The sequence below is a fragment of the Rhodanobacter sp. FW106-HT46G03 genome (assembly GCF_058789895.1).
On sequence record NZ_JBYTCC010000001.1, the window covers coordinates 3,415,120 to 3,431,598 of the forward strand.

The following is a 16,479-nucleotide window of genomic DNA, read 5'->3' on the forward strand; positions in this document are numbered from 1 at the left end:
CAGCCCGACTCAGCCGACACTCATCGAGAGGTAAGGCCCATGTCCACCGATCAACGCAAACGCCCACTTGCGTTTGCCATTTCCATCGCGCTGTTTGCCGTTGCTGCGGCCGCCACCGCGGCGACGACTCCCACCGATACCACCGACACCCCGGTTGCCAGCGCCCAGGACTCCACCGCGCCAACCACTGCCACCACGCCGCCGGCGACCAAGAAAAACCAGCCGGCGAATGCGAAAAACGCGGTGAACTTGTCCGTCGTGAACGTGGTGGGCGTGCGCGCTTCGCAGATGCGCGCCATCGACCTGAAACGCGAGGCACCGAACATCCAGGACAGCATCACCGCCGAAAGCATCGGCCAGCTGCCGGACGTAACCATCACCGACGCCCTGCAGCGCATCACCGGCGTGCAGATCAACCGCGATGCCGGCGTCGGCACCTCGGTCGATGTCCGTGGCCTGCCCGAAGTGGGCACCATGCTGAACGGCGAAGCGTTCATCACCGCCGACCAGATCGACTCGCAGCAGCCCGACTTCACCATGCTGCCGTCAACGCTGTTCCACGGCGTGGATGTCATCAAATCGCCCTCCGCCAGCACCACCGATGCCGGCATCAGCGGCTCGCTCAACCTGCACACTTTCCGGCCGTGGGATTTGCCCAGCGGCTTTACCTACAGCTACTCGGCCGACGGCGAGTACGGGCGCAGCACGCGCAAATGGGGGCCGGAGGCAAACGGCCTGATCTCGTACAACGCGAACGGGCGTTGGGGCCTCTTGATTTCGGCGGATGTCTCCAACACCACGCGCATGAACGCCAATGAAGGCCTCGACCAGTACGGCGTGGTGTTCAACGGCGAAAACGCCGCCAGCGCCGACAGCTACAACGGTTTCCTGACACCATGGAATGGCGCGCCGATCCCCTCGCAGATCGTGCAGAACGCCGACGGCAGCGTGGACGTGAACGGCGACGGCAAATCCAACGGTGTGTTCATGGGCAGCCAGAACATCGCCCTGTACGACATCACCACCCAACGCAAACGCAAATCCGGCAACATGTCGTTCCAGGCAGACCTGGGCAGCGGCTTCACGCTGACCAGCGATTTCTTCTACGCGCGCCAGAACCAGCTCGACCGCAACGTCGGCATCCAGTTCAACTCCACCAACTGGCAGGGCGCCACCTACGTGCCGCTGCAATCGCGCAACACCGGCGCACCGGCGCTCGGCGCCTACGGCACCCCGGATCCAGGCTGGGATGGCATGCAGATCTTCACCACCCAGCGCTACGAGAAATGGCCGGGCGACGTGGAATCGTTCTCGCAAGTGACGCGCAAAGGCTCCACCGCGAAGAACTTCAACCTGCAACTGGACTTCGACAACGGCGGCGACTTCACCGGCAGCCTGCGCGGCATCCGCGACACCGCCTACCAGTCGAACGTGGAAACCGACCTCAACATCTCCGACTCCGACGGCGCACTGTGGGGCAATGTACTGATGGATGGCGTCGATCCGAACTCGGTGCCGCCGGGCACGTTCGTCTTCCCCTCGCAACTGGGCGGCAACCGCGTATTCAACGCCAACGGCGTTCCCCAGAACACCATCCCGATCATCGCCAACCTCGGGAGCCGTCATCTGACGGTAAGCATGCCGCAAACGCTGGCCAACCACTTTGCGGACCCCAACGGCTGGACCATGAAGACGCTGGAATCCGGTGGGGACTATGACCGCAGCGTGGGCCTCAGCGCCTTGCGCTTCGACGGCCACTACGATTTCGAGAACGGCATCAAGCTCGATTTCGGCGTACGCAACTCGATCCGCAGCGCCGACAACATCGGCTTTACCCTGGTCACCCCGGTGTACGGCGGCATGGGCGCCAGCGACCCGAACGGCTGCCTGGTGCGCTACGTCGGCGCCGACGTGGTGCTCGACAGCGGCGCCTGCACCGCCGGCAACGACATCGGCTACTTCCGCGCCGGCCCGATCTCGGCACTGCAACTGGGCGCCACCCCGCCGCCGCTGTCCAGCAACTGGAAGCAATACAACAACCTGCTCGGCTCCGGCATCACGTTCTGGGCGGTCGATCCGCACGCGCTGGACAACCCCGAGTCGTACTGGCACTCGCTGTATCCGCTGAGCCAGCGGCAGGCGACGCCGGGCCGCACCTGGGCGGTCTGGATGAAGGAAAGCTCGGCCTACCTGCAGGCTGATTTCAGCGGCACCCTGGGCAACATGCCGTACAGCGGCAACGTCGGCATGCGCGTGATCCGCACCCACCTCGACGTCACCCAGCACCTGACCGGCGCGCCCGGTTCGTACGGTACCGAGCCGGTGGATGCCGGCACCGAGCTCACCCAGCGGCGCTACAAGGACTACCTGCCGGCCGCGAACTTCGCGCTCGACCTCACCGACAGCCTGAAGCTGCGCCTGGCGTATTCCAAGAACATGATGCCGCTGAACCTCGGCACCTGGGGCGGCGGGCTGCAACTCGCCTACTCGCTGGTGGAAACCCCGCAAGGCCCATTGTTCCGCGTGGCGCAAGGCAACTCCACCGGCAACCCGAACCTCAACCCGTGGCGCTCCACCAACTACGGCGCCTCGCTGGAGTGGTACATCAACCCGACCAGCATGGTCAGCCTTGCGTTGTTCCGCATCAGCGTGGACAGCTTCATCAAGAACGGCAGCGTCATCAATTGCACGTTGCCCGACGAGGACGGCGTGGTGCGCAATCATTGCATCACCATCACCGAACCGGTGCAGGGCAGCGGCAACTCCATCCACGGCGCCGAGTTTGATTACCGCCAGGGCTTCACTTTCCTGCCCGGCATCCTGTCCAAGACCGGCATCGAGGTGAACGGCACCTACGCGCCGAGCAACTCGGGCGAGAAGGACCTCGCCGGCCACGAGATTCCGTTCCAGGACAACTCCACGCGTTCGGGCAACGTCATCCTCTGGTACCAGGACGATCGCCTGCAGGCGCGCGTGGCCTACAACTACCGTTCGCGGCGTGCGGTGTCCGACTCGGTCGGCGGCATCACCGGACTGGAGATGTACGAGGCGCCGCAGAAGTACCTGGACGCCTCGGTGTCGTACAAGATCAACAAGTACGCGCAGGTGTTCGTGGACGGCACCAACCTCACCAACGAGGACCAGCACTACTACCTGGTGTGGCCCGACCAGCCGGCGCATTCGACGTTCTCCGAACGCATGTTCATGGTGGGCATCCGCGGCCAGTGGTAACCGCCGTGGCGGCGGCGGGCTCGCGCCCGCCGCCGCGCTGACCGGCGGCACGCCGCCGTCCGCATTCACTCACCAGGATCGTCATGGCTGATACCCAACCCGCCGCCGCAACCGGTTTTCGCCGCTCGATCGGACTGTTCTCCGGCACCGCCATCAACATGACCCAGATGTGCGGCATCGGGCCGTTCATCACCATCCCGATCATGGTGGCGACGATGGGCGGGCCGCAGGCGGTGATCGGCTGGATTGCCGGCGCGATCCTCGCCATGGCCGATGGCCTGGTGTGGGCCGAGCTGGGCGCGGCGATGCCGGGCTCGGGCGGCACCTACGTGTATTTGCGCGAGGCGTTCCAGTACCGCACCGGCAAGCTGATGCCGTTTTTGTTCATCTGGACCGTACTGCTGACCATTCCGCTGCTGATGTCCACCGGCATCATCGGCATGGTCGAGTACCTCGGGTTCTTCTTCCCACATCTGGGGTGGTGGCAGGTGCATCTCGTCAGCCTCGCCGCCACCGCGCTGGTCACCTGGATGCTGTACCGGCGGATCGAATCCATCCGCGCGATCACTATCGCGCTGTGGGTCATCATGCTGGTGTCGGTGATCGGCGTGACCGCCGCCGGGTTTGCGGATTTCAACCCGGCATATGCGTTCGATTACCCGCCCGGCGCGTTCGGCAGCCAGTTTTTCGTCGGCCTCGGCGCCGGGCTCATCATCGGCATCTACGACTATCTCGGTTACTTCACCACCGCCTACATGGGCGACGAGCTGCGCAACCCCGGCCGCACGATGCCGGGCTCGATCATCATCTCAGTGATCGCGATGATGGTGGTCTATCTCGCGCTCAACGTGAGCGTACTCGGCGTGGCGCCGTGGCAGGAGATCGCGCAATCGAAATCGGTGGCCTCGCTGGTGGTGGAGCACAGCTGGGGGCATCTCGCCGCCGCCGGGATGACGGTGCTGATCATCGTCACCGCGTTCGCCTCGGTGTTTGCCGGCCTCCTGGGCGGTTCGCGCGTGCCCTACCAGGCGGCGCACGAAAAGGTGTTTTTGTCGGTGTTCGGCAAGCTGCACGCCCGGCACGGGTTTCCGCACGTGGCGCTCTTGACGATGGGCGTGGTGACCGCGATCGGCACGTTCTTCGATCTGGCCGAAGTGATCAACATGCTGCTGGCGGCCACCATCCTGGTGCAGTCGCTGGCGCAGATCGCGGCACTGGTCGTGCTGCGCAAGCGCCAGCCGGGGCTGAAGCGGCCCTATCGGCAATGGCTCTACCCGCTGCCGTGCGTGGTCGCGCTGGCCGGCTGGGTGTACGTCTACGCGTCGGCCTCCCGGCTGTCGCTGATCCTCTCCGGCGCGTGGATCGTCGCCGGCCTCGTCGTGTTTGCGCTGTGGGCGCGACACAACCGTTCGTGGCCCTTCGCGCCAGTGGAAATCCGCGAAGCCTATTTGCAGAAGGAGTGAAACCATGCAGTTGTCCCCGCTCCACATGCTTGGCTGGCTGGCGGCGTTCGCGCTCGCGCTGCCGGCGGGCGCGCAAACCCCGTACGCGGCCACCACAGTCGGCGGCGCCGGTACACGCACTGCCGTGACGCACTGGCAGATCCAGTCCACCGCCAAGGCGCCGTTCGCCGGCACGGACGTCTCTTCCCCCGCGTTCAAGCCCGCGGCGTGGTATCCGGTGAGCGGGCGTGCCACGGTCATGGCCGGGCTGTTGGAGAACGGCCTGTATCCCGACCTGTTCCACAGCGACAACCTGCGCGCGGTGCAGTCGCCCGACGCCAACGGCAAGGGCTTTGTGATCCCGTGGTGGTACCGCAGCACGTTCACGCTTGGTGCCCAGGCCGGCCTGCACACTCTGCTGCGTGCCAACGGCCTGATCGCCAGCGCCGACGTGTGGGTAAACGGCCAGCAAGTGGCCAACCACGCCGACCTGGCCGGGGCCTACCCGGTGTACGAGATCGACGTGACCCACCTCGTGCACGCCGGCAACAACGCCATCGCCCTGCGCGTGCATCCGGCCGACCCGCGCAACAGCCTGTCGATCGGCTGGGTGGACTGGAACCCGACTCCGCCGGACAACAACATGGGCCCGTGGCGCGGGGTCGATATCGTGCACACCGGCGCGGTGGAACTGCGCTTTGCGCATGTGTCCTCGACCCTTTCGCTGCCCGACCTCGCGCACGCGGACCTGACGGTGAGCGTGGAAGCGCGCAACCTCGACACGGTGGCCCGTTCCACCACGATCGCCGGCACCGTGGCCGGCGTGCACCTGGAGCGCGCGTTGACGCTCGCCCCCGGCCAAACGCAAACAGTGACGTTCACCCCGCAGACCAACCCCGGTCTCGCGCTTGACCACCCGCGTGTGTGGTGGCCGTACGCGATGGGCGCCCAGCCGTTGTACCAGCTGGCGCTCACCGCCACGGTCGCTGGCGCCACCTCGGATACCGCACACGCGAGTTTCGGCATCCGCAGCGTCAGCGCGCACCTGACCGCCGACGGCTACCAGCAGTTTGTAGTCAACGGCAAGCCACTCCTGATCCGCGGCGGCGGCTGGGCACCGGACATGTTCCTGCGCGACAACCCGGCGCGCATGGCGGCGGAGTTTGCCTACGTGCGCAACCTCGGGCTCAATACCATCCGGCTGGAAGGCAAGCTCGAAGACACGCACTTCTACGACCTCGCCGACCGCGAGGGCGTGCTGATCCTCCCCGGCTGGGAGTGCTGCGACAAGTGGGAATCCGCGGCCAAAACCGGCGGCGCGCCGTGGGATGCGGCCGACACCAAGGTGGCCGCCGCCTCGATGGCCAGCGAAGCACGGCTGCTGCGCAACCATCCGTCGGTGATCGGCTTCCTGATCGGCAGTGACCATGCGCCGCCGCCGGCGGTGGCGAAGATGTACGTGGACACGCTCCACGCCGAAGGCTGGAACCTGCCGATCGTCGCCGCTGCCGCCAAGGAAGGCACCGCCGAGACCGGGCCGTCGGGCATGAAGATGGACGGCCCGTACGCATGGATCCCGCCGAGCTACTGGTACGCGGACCAGTTTGGCGGCGCCTTCGGGTTCGACTCCGAAGTCGGCGCCGGCGCCACCATCCCGCGGCTGGAGGACGTGCAGGCGATGCTCTCGCCACAGGAACAGGAAGCGCTGTGGAAATATCCGCAGACGCGGCAGTATCACGCTGCGGAGTCATGGTCGCCGTTCTCCCGCCTCACGGCGTTCGACCACGCGCTGGCGCAGCGCTACGGCGCACCGAAAAACCTCGCCGACTACGTGGCCAAGGCGCAGCTCGACAACTACGCCAACACGCGCGCGCAGTTCGAGGCGTTCAACGCGCACATGGACGCCGCCAAGCCCGCCACCGGCGTGATCTACTGGATGCTCAACAACGCCTGGCCCTCGCTGCACTGGCACCTGTACAACTACGCACTGAACCCGGCCGGCGCGTATTTCGGCGCCAAAAAGGCCAATGAGCCGGTGCATATCCAGTACAGCTATGACACCCGCGGCATCGTGCTGGTGAACCACACGCTCGCCGCGCAGCACCACCTGTCGGCGCGCATCCGCGTGCGCAATCTCGACGGCAGCGTGCCCTTCGACCGCCACCTGCAAGGTCTCGACCTGGCCGGCAATCACGTGCGGCAAGTGCTGGCGCTGCCCGTGCTCCAACACCTGTCGCCCACGTATTTCGTCGAGCTGGAACTCGCCGCCGCCGATGGCACGCCGATCAGCCGCAACGTCTACTGGCTGTCGACCCGGCCCGACGTGCTCGACTGGGCGAAATCCAACTGGTACCTGACGCCCCTCACCCAGTACGCCGATCTGACCGCGCTGCAAACGCTGCCCACCGCCACGAGCAGCGTGCATGCGAACGTGCAGCGCGAGGGTAACGACGCGCTCGTCCGCGTGACGCTCAGCCTGCCGGCCACGGCCAAATCCGCGGCGCTGTTCCAGCACCTGGCGATCAAGCAGGCCGGCGGCGCGCGCGTGCTGCCGCTCACGTGGAGCGACAATGACGTCACGCTGTGGCCCGGCGAAGCGGTAACGTTGACCGCGCGTTACGCGGCCACCGCCGCCAACGCGCCGGTGGTCGTGGTGGATGGGTGGAACGCCCCCACTCGCGAGATTCCGGTAACCGCATCCACCGCCAACAAGGCAGCCAAGGCAACCCGGCATCCATGACCCGTGCCAACATCGACGACGTCGCCCGCACCGCGGGCGTATCCACCAAAACCGTATCGCGAGTGCTGAACAACGAGCCCAACGTGCGCGACGCCATGCGCGAGCGCGTACTGGCCGCGGTCGCCACGCTGCATTACCGCCCGCTCACCTCGGCGCGCAGCCTCGCCACCAACCGCTCGTTCATGATCGGCCTGCTCTACGACAACCTCTCGCCGAGCTACATCATGGAGGTGCAGGCCGGCGTGCTTGCCGCGTGCGAAGCGCAGCGCTACAGCATGATGGTGCAGCCCCTGGTATCCACCGCCGCGGATTTCGTCGAGCGCGTCGAGGACATCCTCTCGCGCCACCGGCCGGATGGCCTGATCCTCACCCCGCCGATCACCGACCACCCGCAGCTGCTCGCACGCCTGCGCGCCATGGCACTGCCGTTCGCCTCGATCGCCCCACACCACCCGGGGCACTGCATCGGCGCGATGCTGCGCGAACGCGAGGCGGCGGCGGCGATGGTGGCGCATCTGGTCGCGCTTGGGCACCGGCGCATCGCGCACATCCTCGGCGACCCCGAGCACGGCGCCGGCGTGTGGCGCCTGGCCGGCTTTCGCGACGGCCTGCACGCGGCGCGGCTCAAGGAAAACCCGGCGTGGATGGTTCCCGGCCGGTTCTCGTTCGAGTCCGGCGTGGAGGCGATGCGCAAGCTGCTTGCGTTGCCGGCCAAACGGCGTCCCACCGCCGTGTTCGCGGCCGACGACGACATGGCCGTGGGCGCGATCTGGGCCGCGGCCGAAGCCGGCGTGGCCGTGCCCGGCGACATCTCCATCTGCGGTTTCGATGACACCGCCATCGCCACCCAGGTTTGGCCGCCCCTCACCACCATCCACCAACCCGTGCGCGACATGGGCCGGCGCGCCACCGAGGAACTGCTGCGTTGCATCCTGGGCAAAGGCGACGCCACCATGGTCGACGTCGGTTACGAGCTGCGCATCCGCGCGTCCACCGCTGCGCCGGCGTAGGTCGGAATTCATCCCGACACGCCTTTCGCGAAGATCCGTCGGGCTGAGGTCCGACCCACAAGCGTCTTGAGGAGTCCCGCATGCCCAGCCAATTCCATTTCATCTCCGGCATGCCGCGTGCCGGCAGTACCTTGCTGGCGGCGGTGCTCAACCAGAACCCGCGCTTTCGCGCCGGCATGACCAGTCCGCTGGCCGACATCCTCGGCGTGGTGCTTGCCGAGGCCAGCGGCAAGAACGATTTCGCGCATGCGGTGACCGACGCGCAGCGCACCGCGATGCTGCGCGGGCTGGTGCAAAGCTTTTATGCCGACGCACCGGCGGACGGCGTGGTGTTCGACACCAGCCGCCTGTGGTGCAGCCGCCTGCCGCTCTTGGCCGCCCTGTTTCCGCAGGCCAAGGTCATCGCCTGCGTGCGCCAGTTGCCGTGGGTGCTGGACAGCATGGAGCGCCTGGTGCGCCAGCAGCCGGTGAACGTGAGCAAGGTGTTCCGCTACGACACCAACACCACCGTGTATTCGCGGGTGGAAGCACTGACCGACCCGCGCGGCATGGTGGGCTTCGGCTTCCAGGCCACCAAGGACGCGTTCTACGGCCAGTACGCCCCGGGCCACCTGCTGCTGCTCACCTACGAAAGCCTGGTGCGCGACCCGGAGGTGGCCATGCGCGCGGTGTACCGGTTCCTCGGCGAGCCATGGTTCGCGCACGATTTCGACCACCTCGCCTACGCCGCCGACGAGTTCGACGCCCGCGTCGGCCTGCCCGGCCTGCACACCGTGCGGCCCAAGCTCGCCGCGGTGGAACGCGCCACGGTGTTGCCGCGCGAAATCTTTGCGCGCTTCCTGCATGAATCGTTCTGGATGGATCCGAAAAACAACGTCAGCGGGATCCCGGTGATCTGAACCACCATGATGCACCGCGCGTAGGCCAGCTTTGCGCCTGACGCGGCCCAACCATCACCCGCGCGAAACCGTCACTTGAGGTAGCTGCGCAACACGGCAATCAATTCGTCCGCGCCCTGGGCGCGGGCGGCGTTGCCGCGGACACCGGGCGCGGCGACGTGCTCGCGGATGTGCCCTTCCATCATCTCCACCATCAGGCCCTGGATCGCGCCGCGGATGCCGGCGATCTGGTGCAACACGTCGCCGCAGGCCTGTTCGCCGTCGATCGCGCGTTCCAGTGCCTCCACCTGGCCGCGCAGGCGGCGGACACGCGCCAGCAACCGGGGCTTGTCGCGGGTGATGTGGCTCATGCTCGACCTCGACGTCATATAGGGTACCTGGGTATAGTACCCGAAATGACCCGTGACCACGCCTTTCCGCTGTCGTCCGCGATGGCCGCGTTGGCGGCCGCCGCCTTGTTCGGTGCCAGTACGCCACTGGCAAAGGCATTGCTGCGCGATGTCACCCCGGTGCTGTTGGCCGGCCTGCTGTACCTGGGCAGCGGCCTCGGCCTCACCGTGATCCGCCTGCTGCGCGACCGTGGCTGGCGCGCGCCCGGGCTGCGCGCCCGCGAGTGGCTGTGGTTGCTGGCGGCTGTCGGCTTGGGCGGCGTGGTCGGCCCGGTATTGCTGATGCTCGGTTTGACGCGCACCTCGGCGGCTTCCGCCTCGCTGCTGCTGAACCTGGAAGCCGTGCTGACCGCGGCGATTGCGTGGCTGGTGTTTCGTGAGAACGCCAACCGCCGCATCGTCTTCGGTTTCACGCTGATCGTGGCCGGCGCGGTCCTGCTTGCGCTGCCGTGGTCGGGCCAGGCACTGCAATTCGGCCATGGCGCGCTGCTGGTCGCCGGCGCCTGCCTGTGTTGGGCGCTGGACAACAACTTCACCTGCCGGGTGTCGAACTCGGACGCCGTGTTCATTGCCGGGTTGAAGGGCTGGATCGCCGGCATCGTCAACACCGCGGTCGCGCTGTGGATGGGTGCCCAGCTGCCGGCGCCGGCCATCATCGGTTCGGCACTGGGCGTCGGCCTGCTCGGTTACGGCGTGAGCCTGGTGCTGTTCGTGCTGGCCCTGCGCGGCGTCGGCTCGGCGCGCACGGGCGCGTATTTCTCGACTGCCCCGTTCATCGGGGCCGCCCTCGCCATCCTGGCCTTCGGCGAACACGCCTCGCCGGTGTTCTGGCTGGCCGCCGTCTTGATGGGCGTTGGCGTATGGCTGCACCTCACCGAACGGCACGCGCATCTCGGCGTACCCAAACGGCAAGCGTCCACGCCGCGCGCGTGAGCGCGCCCGTTTCGCGCCACTGCCGCTGCCGTTATCCTGCAGGCGGCGCGACGCTGATGCGCCGCCACCGCTCCGCCCGGAGCCGCAGTCAACCGCACGACCATGGCGCACATCTCCTATCCGCAGCTCGCCCTCGACATCAAGCGCTGGGCGCGCGAGCTCGGCTTCGCCGAGACCGGCATCACCGACACCGACCTGTCGCAGGATGCCGAAGGCCTCAAGCAATACCTCGCCGCAGGCCACCACGGCACCATGCGTTGGCTCCAGGACCGGTTCGACCTCAAGACCCATCCCGAGGCACTGCATCCCGGCACCATCCGCGTGATTTCGGTGCGCATGAATTACGCGCAGGCCGACATCAAGGGGGCGTGGGACATCGTGCGCAACAGCGAGCTGGGCTATATCTCGCGCTACGCGCTGGGCCGCGATTACCACAAGCTGGTGCGCAAGCAACTGCAGAAACTCGCCGACCGCATCACCCAGGAGATCGGCCCGTTCAACTACCGCGCGTTCTGCGACTCCGCGCCAGTGATGGAGAAATCCCTCGCGCAAAAGGCCGGGCTGGGCTGGCGCGGCAAGCACACGCTTACGCTGTCGCGCAGCGGCGGCTCGTATTTCTTTTTGGGCGAGCTGTTCACCGACCTGCCGCTGCCGATCGACCACCCGGTGGAGAACTACTGCGGCACCTGCACGCGCTGCATCGACGCCTGCCCGACCGGCGCGATCATCGCGCCGTACCAGCTCGACGCGAAGCGCTGCATCTCCTACCTCACCATTGAGTACAAAGGCTCGATCGACCCCGAGCTACGCCCGCTGATGGGCAACCGCATCTTCGGCTGCGACGACTGTCAGCTCGCCTGCCCGTGGAACAAGTTTGCGCAGGTGACAATGGAAAACGATTTCCTGCCGCGCCACCACCTCGACGGCACCAAGCTGGTGGAACTCTTCGCCTGGGACGAGGACACCTACCTCAAGAAGACCGAAGGCATGTCGATCCGCCGCGCCGGCTACGAAAGCTGGCTGCGCAACATCGCCATCGCCCTGGGCAACGCCAAACACTCGGACGAAGTCGTCGCCGCGCTGCAAACCCGCGCCGAACACCCCTCACCCATCGTGCGCGAACACGTCGCCTGGGCGTTGGCAGAGCAAGCCAAGAAGGCCGCGGCAACGTGAGCGGGGATGCGGGATTGGAGATGCGGGATTCGGAAAACCAAAAGCGCTGCGCGAGGACGGCAGCGCTTATGCGGGTCGAACGTCAGCCCCAAAACGCCTTTCGCGAGATACCTGTCGGGCCGAAGCCCGACCCACAAGAGCTCGCACCTCGCCACAAGCCGCTTTGACGAATCCCCAATCCCGAATTCCCAATCTCGGCCGCACTCAACCCGACGTTGCCGCAAACCCCTTCACCAGCTTGTTGAACAACAGGCCGTAAGCAATGGCGAGCGGGATGGCGACGATCGCACCGGCGGCCATCAGCGACTGCCAGAAATAGATGTCGCCGCGGATCAGCTCGATCGGCACGCCGGCGCTGACCGTGCGGGCGGCGGTGGAGCTGACGAACGAGGCCGCGTAGATGTAGTCGCTGAGCGAGAGCGCAAAGGCGAACACCACGCAGGTGGCAATGCCCGGCATCGCCAGCGGCAGCGAGACGCGACGAAACGCCTGCCAGCGCGAACAACCGTCGGTCATCGCCGCATCTTCCAGGTCGCGCGGGATCGACTTGAAGAACCCGAGCAGCAGCCAGGTGCAGAACGGCACCGTGATCGTCGGGTACACCAGCACCAACGCCCACACCGTGTTGGCCGCGTGCGCAAAGCTGATGAGCTGGTAGAGCGGGATGAACAGCAGCGTCGGCGGAATCAGGTACACCAGAAACACCGCAATGCCCGAGCGCTCGCCCCAGCGCCCGACCAGCCGCGCCAGGCTGTACGCCGCCGGCACTGCCAGCACCAGCGTGATGACCACCACCAGCACGCCGATGAACAGTGAGTTCCACAGAAACGTCGGGTAATGCGTGCTGGTGAAGAGATACTCGATGTGCTTGAGCGTCGGCGGCAGGTTGTAGAGAAACGGATTGTTGTCGACGTTGTAGAGATCGGAATCCTCCTTGAACGCGGTGATCACCATCCACGCCACGGGAAACACCGAGAACAACGCGAACAGGAACAAACCCAGATAAAAACCCGATTTGCGTACGTAGCGCATGGCCGTCTCCTAGCGCGTCTGCGAGCGGTAAGCCGCACGCAGCGCCCAGATCGCACCGGCCAGCAGGACCGGGAACATGAACAATGCAATCGCCGCGCCCTGACTGAGCGCGCCGCCCTCGATGCCTTTTTCATACGCCCAGAACGGCAGGAGCTGGGTGGCGTAGCCTGGCCCGCCGCGCGTGGTGATCGCCACGATCGCCATGTCGCCAAACACCAGCAGCGCGGCAAACATCGTCGCCACCACCAAGATTGGAAACATCGCCGGGATGCTGATCTGGAACAGCGTGCGGAAAATGCCGGCGCCGTCCACCTGCGCCTGTTCGAGGATGTCGGCCGGAATCGATACCCGCCCCGCCAGCACGATCACCGTCGCCAAAGGCAGGATGCGCCACACGTTGATGAGGGTGATCGAGGCGAGCCCGAGCCACTCCTGACCGTAGTAGTACAGGTGCATCTGCGGCCCCCAGATCGTGCCGGGGCCAAGCAAACCCAGGTGCCGGAACAGCCAGTCGATCGGGCTGAACTGCGAATCGAGCAGCCACAGCCAGTTGACCGCGGCGAGCGACACCGGCATTGCCCACGGCAGGATGATGAGGATCTGGAACAGCCACTTGCCGCGGAAATCGCGCGCCAGGAGTTCCGACTCGATGGTGGCGAAGATCAGGATCAGCACCACCGTGGCCACGGTGACGATGATGCTGTTGCGCAGGCCCATCAGGAATTCGGGCTCGTGCAGCGCGGCCACGTAGTTCTGGAAACCGACGAAGCCGTGCACGCCCGGCGCGCCCACGGTGGCGCTCGCCATGCTGAGCGCGATGGCGATGAAGAACGGCAGCGCCACCAGCAGCACGATGTAGAGCAGCGCCGGCGACAGCATCAGCACACCGAGCAGGCCCGGCCGGTCGCCCACGCCCAGCCGCGCGTCCGCCTGCGGTACCGCGTTCATGCGTCCACCCGCAAGCCGGTCTTGGCGTCGAACAGGTGCAGCTCGGCGCGCGGCACGGTGAACACGTGGTCGCTGCCCACTTCGAGCGTGGTCACCACCTGCGGCGACACGTGGGCGATGAATTTCTGCGCGGCATCCCCGGCGCCCAGCACCGCATAGATCTGCCAGGTGGAACCGAGGAATTCCAGCTCGACGATGCGCGCGGTCAGCGCGAACTGGTCGCTCGCCACCGGCGTGCCGGCGCGGCTGACGCCGATGCCTTCCGGGCGAAAGCCGATGGTCTTGCCCTCGGCCTGGATCAGGTTCATCGGCGGGCTGCCGAGGAAGCCGGCCACGAAGGTGTCTGCCGGCGCGCTGTACAGCTCCCTGGGCGTGCCCACCTGGCGCACGCGGCCGGCCTTCATCACCGCGATGCGATCGCCCATGCCCAGCGCTTCGAGCTGGTCGTGGGTGACGTAGACGGTGGTGACCTTGGTGCGGTCGTGCAGTTGCCGCAGCTCGCTGCGCGCCATCGCGCGCACCTGCGCGTCGAGCGAGCTGAGCGGCTCGTCGAACACGTACAGCGCGGGGTCGCGCACCAGCGCACGGGCCAGCGCCACTTTCTGCTTTTCGCCGCCGGAAAGCCGCACCGGGCTGCGTTCAAGCAGCGCGGTGATGCCCATCGTCTGCGCCGCCTTGGCTACCCGCGCGTCGCGCTCGGCCTTGGGCACGCCGCGCGCCTTGAGCGGGAAGGCGATGTTCTTCGCCACCGACATGTTGGGGTAGAGCGCGTAGCTCTGGAACACCATCGACACGTTGCGCGCGCGCGGCGGCAGATGGGTCACATCCTGGTCGCCAATCAGCACTTGCCCGATGGTCGGCGTTTCCAGCCCGGCGATCATGCGCATCGTCGTGCTCTTGCCGCAGCCGGAGGGCCCGAGAATGGCGAGAAACTCGCCATCGGCCACCGTGAGGTCGATGCCGTCCACCGCGTGTGCGGCGCCGTAATGTTTGTGGATACCGCGTAATTCCAGCGTTGCCATGAAACTTCCCCGATCAAGGTCGTACACACCGCCCGACGCTGCACACGTGCGCAGCGCTGATTCGGTTTGCGTGATGCGTTGGTGCGCAACGCGCGGCGGCGACGGGTCGTCCTTGGCCGGCCGCCGCCGGCGCGTGCGTGACTAGCTACTTCGCCGGTGCCGCCGGGCAGCCGACGTAACCGTTCGCCTTCCATTTGCTGACGATGGTGCCGACCTGCGCGGCCGTGTCCTTCACCGCCTGCGCGGGCGTTTTCACCCCGCGTACCGCCTGCGCCATCATCGTGGTCAGCAGATGCGTGTTGTAAACCTCGCTCACCGCCGGGTTGCCGTCGCCGGGATAGCCCGGCCACGCCGTCCACTTCGAGGCGTCACGCAACACCGCGAGCTTGTTCGGCGGGTTGGAGTGGAACGGATCCACATCCAGCCAGCCGCCCTTGGCCCACAGTTGCGGCACGGTCTTGGGGAACGCCGGGAAGTTGTACAGCGCGCTGGCATAGGTGGCCTGGCTGTAGTTGGCGGCAAGGTCGAGCATGAACTTCTTCGCCGCCTGGACGCGCTGCGGGTCCTTCACGTATTTCGGCATCACGTAGATGAACCACACGTGCGAGGTCTGATGCACCTCGCCAGTCGGGCCCTTGAGGCCGGGGCTGAAACCGGTGTCGTCCGCATTGGCCTTGTTCGACGCCTGCGCCGTGCGATAGAACGAGATCGAGTTCTGGATGTACGACAGCTGCCCGGACACGAAACCCTGGTTGTTCGACGCCGGGTTCCACGCAAATACCTGCGGGGTCTCCGTCTTCTTGAACAGGTCCACCTGGTACTGCACCGCCTTCACCGTCTGCGGCGAATCCAGCGCCACGTTGCCGCACTTGTCGAACACGCGGCCACCGAACGACCAGATCAGCGAGCGCGCAAAGAATTCCGAGTCGAGCTCCGGCGACATGCCGACGCCCACCGGGATGCCGGTCTTCTGGAAAATCTTCTCGCCGCCGGTGATGAGATCCGCATACGTGTGCGGCCCGGTCGGATACCCGGCCTGCTTCCACAGCGACACGCGGTAATCGCCCGGATCGGGCACCCAGCCGTGGCAGAACCCATACCACTCGTTTTTCACCGACAGGTAGGACTGCGTCTTGCACACCGCCTCTTGCGGGCCAAACGCCTTTTCCGCTGCCGCGTTCACATCATCCAGCGGTTGCAGGCCCTGGATGAACGACGCCGGCGGCGACACCATCTCGAACAGATCGGAGCCGCTGCGCGCCGCAATGGCCGCCGACAGCGTCGGCACCAGATCCCCAAGGCTGATGTGCTGCACCACCACCTTGACGTTGTTGTGCTTGCCCCAGTCCGCCGCATAGCGGTCGAACCACTTGTCGTAGCTCGGTACGAAATGGCTCCACTGCGTGATGGTGAGCGTGGTGCCCGCAGGGAACGTCGCCGGCAGGCTCAAATTGCCGAACTTTGCCGAAAACTGCAGCGGCGTGGGTTGCTGCTCCGCCGCTACCGCCGATGTTGCAAGCGCCACCGCCAAGGCAATGGCACCACTGCGCAGGAGCCGCCTGCGTCTGGCCGATTTCTTCATGGCTGACCTCCTCTTTTAAGTCCGATGCATACACACGGAACGTGCCCCAAGGGGACGCGCAGCACGCTGGCGAACCGG

12 protein-coding genes are annotated in these 16,479 nt (G+C 66.3%); 7 read left to right on the plus strand and 5 right to left on the minus strand.

Translation table 11 applies throughout. The features are described from left to right. The first annotated feature begins 39 nt into the window (after positions 1–39). The 5 genes from AC3WP6_RS15245 (at position 40) to AC3WP6_RS15265 (ending at position 9,322) form a co-directional block, all read left to right on the plus strand. Entirely contained in the window at positions 40–3,231 is a 3,192-nt protein-coding gene (locus AC3WP6_RS15245; protein ID WP_492628462.1) for a TonB-dependent receptor, read from the plus strand. 83 nt (positions 3,232–3,314) lie between these two features. Beyond that, entirely contained in the window at positions 3,315–4,694 is a 1,380-nt protein-coding gene (locus AC3WP6_RS15250) for an APC family permease (RefSeq protein WP_492628463.1), read from the plus strand. Between the two features lie 4 nt (positions 4,695–4,698). Then, a complete protein-coding gene (locus tag AC3WP6_RS15255; RefSeq protein ID WP_492628464.1) occupies positions 4,699–7,413 on the plus strand; it encodes a glycoside hydrolase family 2 protein in 2,715 nt (904 codons plus the stop codon). Next, a complete protein-coding gene (locus AC3WP6_RS15260) occupies positions 7,410–8,423 on the plus strand; it encodes a LacI family DNA-binding transcriptional regulator (RefSeq protein ID WP_492628465.1) in 1,014 nt (337 codons plus the stop codon). The genes AC3WP6_RS15255 and AC3WP6_RS15260 overlap by 4 nt, the downstream gene beginning before the upstream one ends. Positions 8,424–8,503: 80 nt before the next feature. After that, entirely contained in the window at positions 8,504–9,322 is an 819-nt protein-coding gene (locus AC3WP6_RS15265) for a sulfotransferase family protein (protein WP_492628466.1), read from the plus strand. A gap of 71 nt (positions 9,323–9,393) precedes the next feature. Here the strand turns inward: AC3WP6_RS15265 and AC3WP6_RS15270 are convergent, their stop codons facing one another. Continuing rightward, entirely contained in the window at positions 9,394–9,672 is a 279-nt protein-coding gene (locus tag AC3WP6_RS15270) for a metal/formaldehyde-sensitive transcriptional repressor (protein WP_492628467.1), read from the minus strand. A 45-nt stretch (positions 9,673–9,717) separates the two neighbouring features. Here AC3WP6_RS15270 and AC3WP6_RS15275 point away from each other — a divergent pair, with 45 nt between their 5' ends. After that, positions 9,718–10,644, plus strand: coding sequence for a DMT family transporter (locus AC3WP6_RS15275; RefSeq protein WP_492628468.1), 927 nt, complete (start codon positions 9,718–9,720; stop codon positions 10,642–10,644). A gap of 102 nt (positions 10,645–10,746) precedes the next feature. Then, positions 10,747–11,817, plus strand: coding sequence for a tRNA epoxyqueuosine(34) reductase QueG (gene queG, locus AC3WP6_RS15280; RefSeq protein WP_492628469.1), 1,071 nt, complete (start codon positions 10,747–10,749; stop codon positions 11,815–11,817). Between the two features lie 204 nt (positions 11,818–12,021). Here the strand turns inward: queG and AC3WP6_RS15285 are convergent, their stop codons facing one another. The 4 genes from AC3WP6_RS15285 to AC3WP6_RS15300 form a co-directional block, all read right to left on the minus strand. Continuing rightward, a complete protein-coding gene (locus AC3WP6_RS15285; protein WP_492628470.1) occupies positions 12,022–12,849 on the minus strand; it encodes a carbohydrate ABC transporter permease in 828 nt (275 codons plus the stop codon). A gap of 9 nt (positions 12,850–12,858) precedes the next feature. Beyond that, entirely contained in the window at positions 12,859–13,797 is a 939-nt protein-coding gene (locus AC3WP6_RS15290; protein ID WP_492628471.1) for a carbohydrate ABC transporter permease, read from the minus strand. Further along, complete coding sequence (locus AC3WP6_RS15295; RefSeq protein ID WP_492628472.1) at positions 13,794–14,819, minus strand: ABC transporter ATP-binding protein; 1,026 nt, start codon at positions 14,817–14,819, stop codon at positions 13,794–13,796. The genes AC3WP6_RS15290 and AC3WP6_RS15295 overlap by 4 nt, the downstream gene beginning before the upstream one ends. Before the next feature lie 145 nt (positions 14,820–14,964). Further along, positions 14,965–16,401: an extracellular solute-binding protein gene (locus tag AC3WP6_RS15300; RefSeq protein ID WP_492628473.1), complete on the minus strand. Its 1,437-nt coding sequence runs from the start codon at positions 16,399–16,401 to the stop codon at positions 14,965–14,967. Positions 16,402–16,479: the final 78 nt, after the last annotated feature.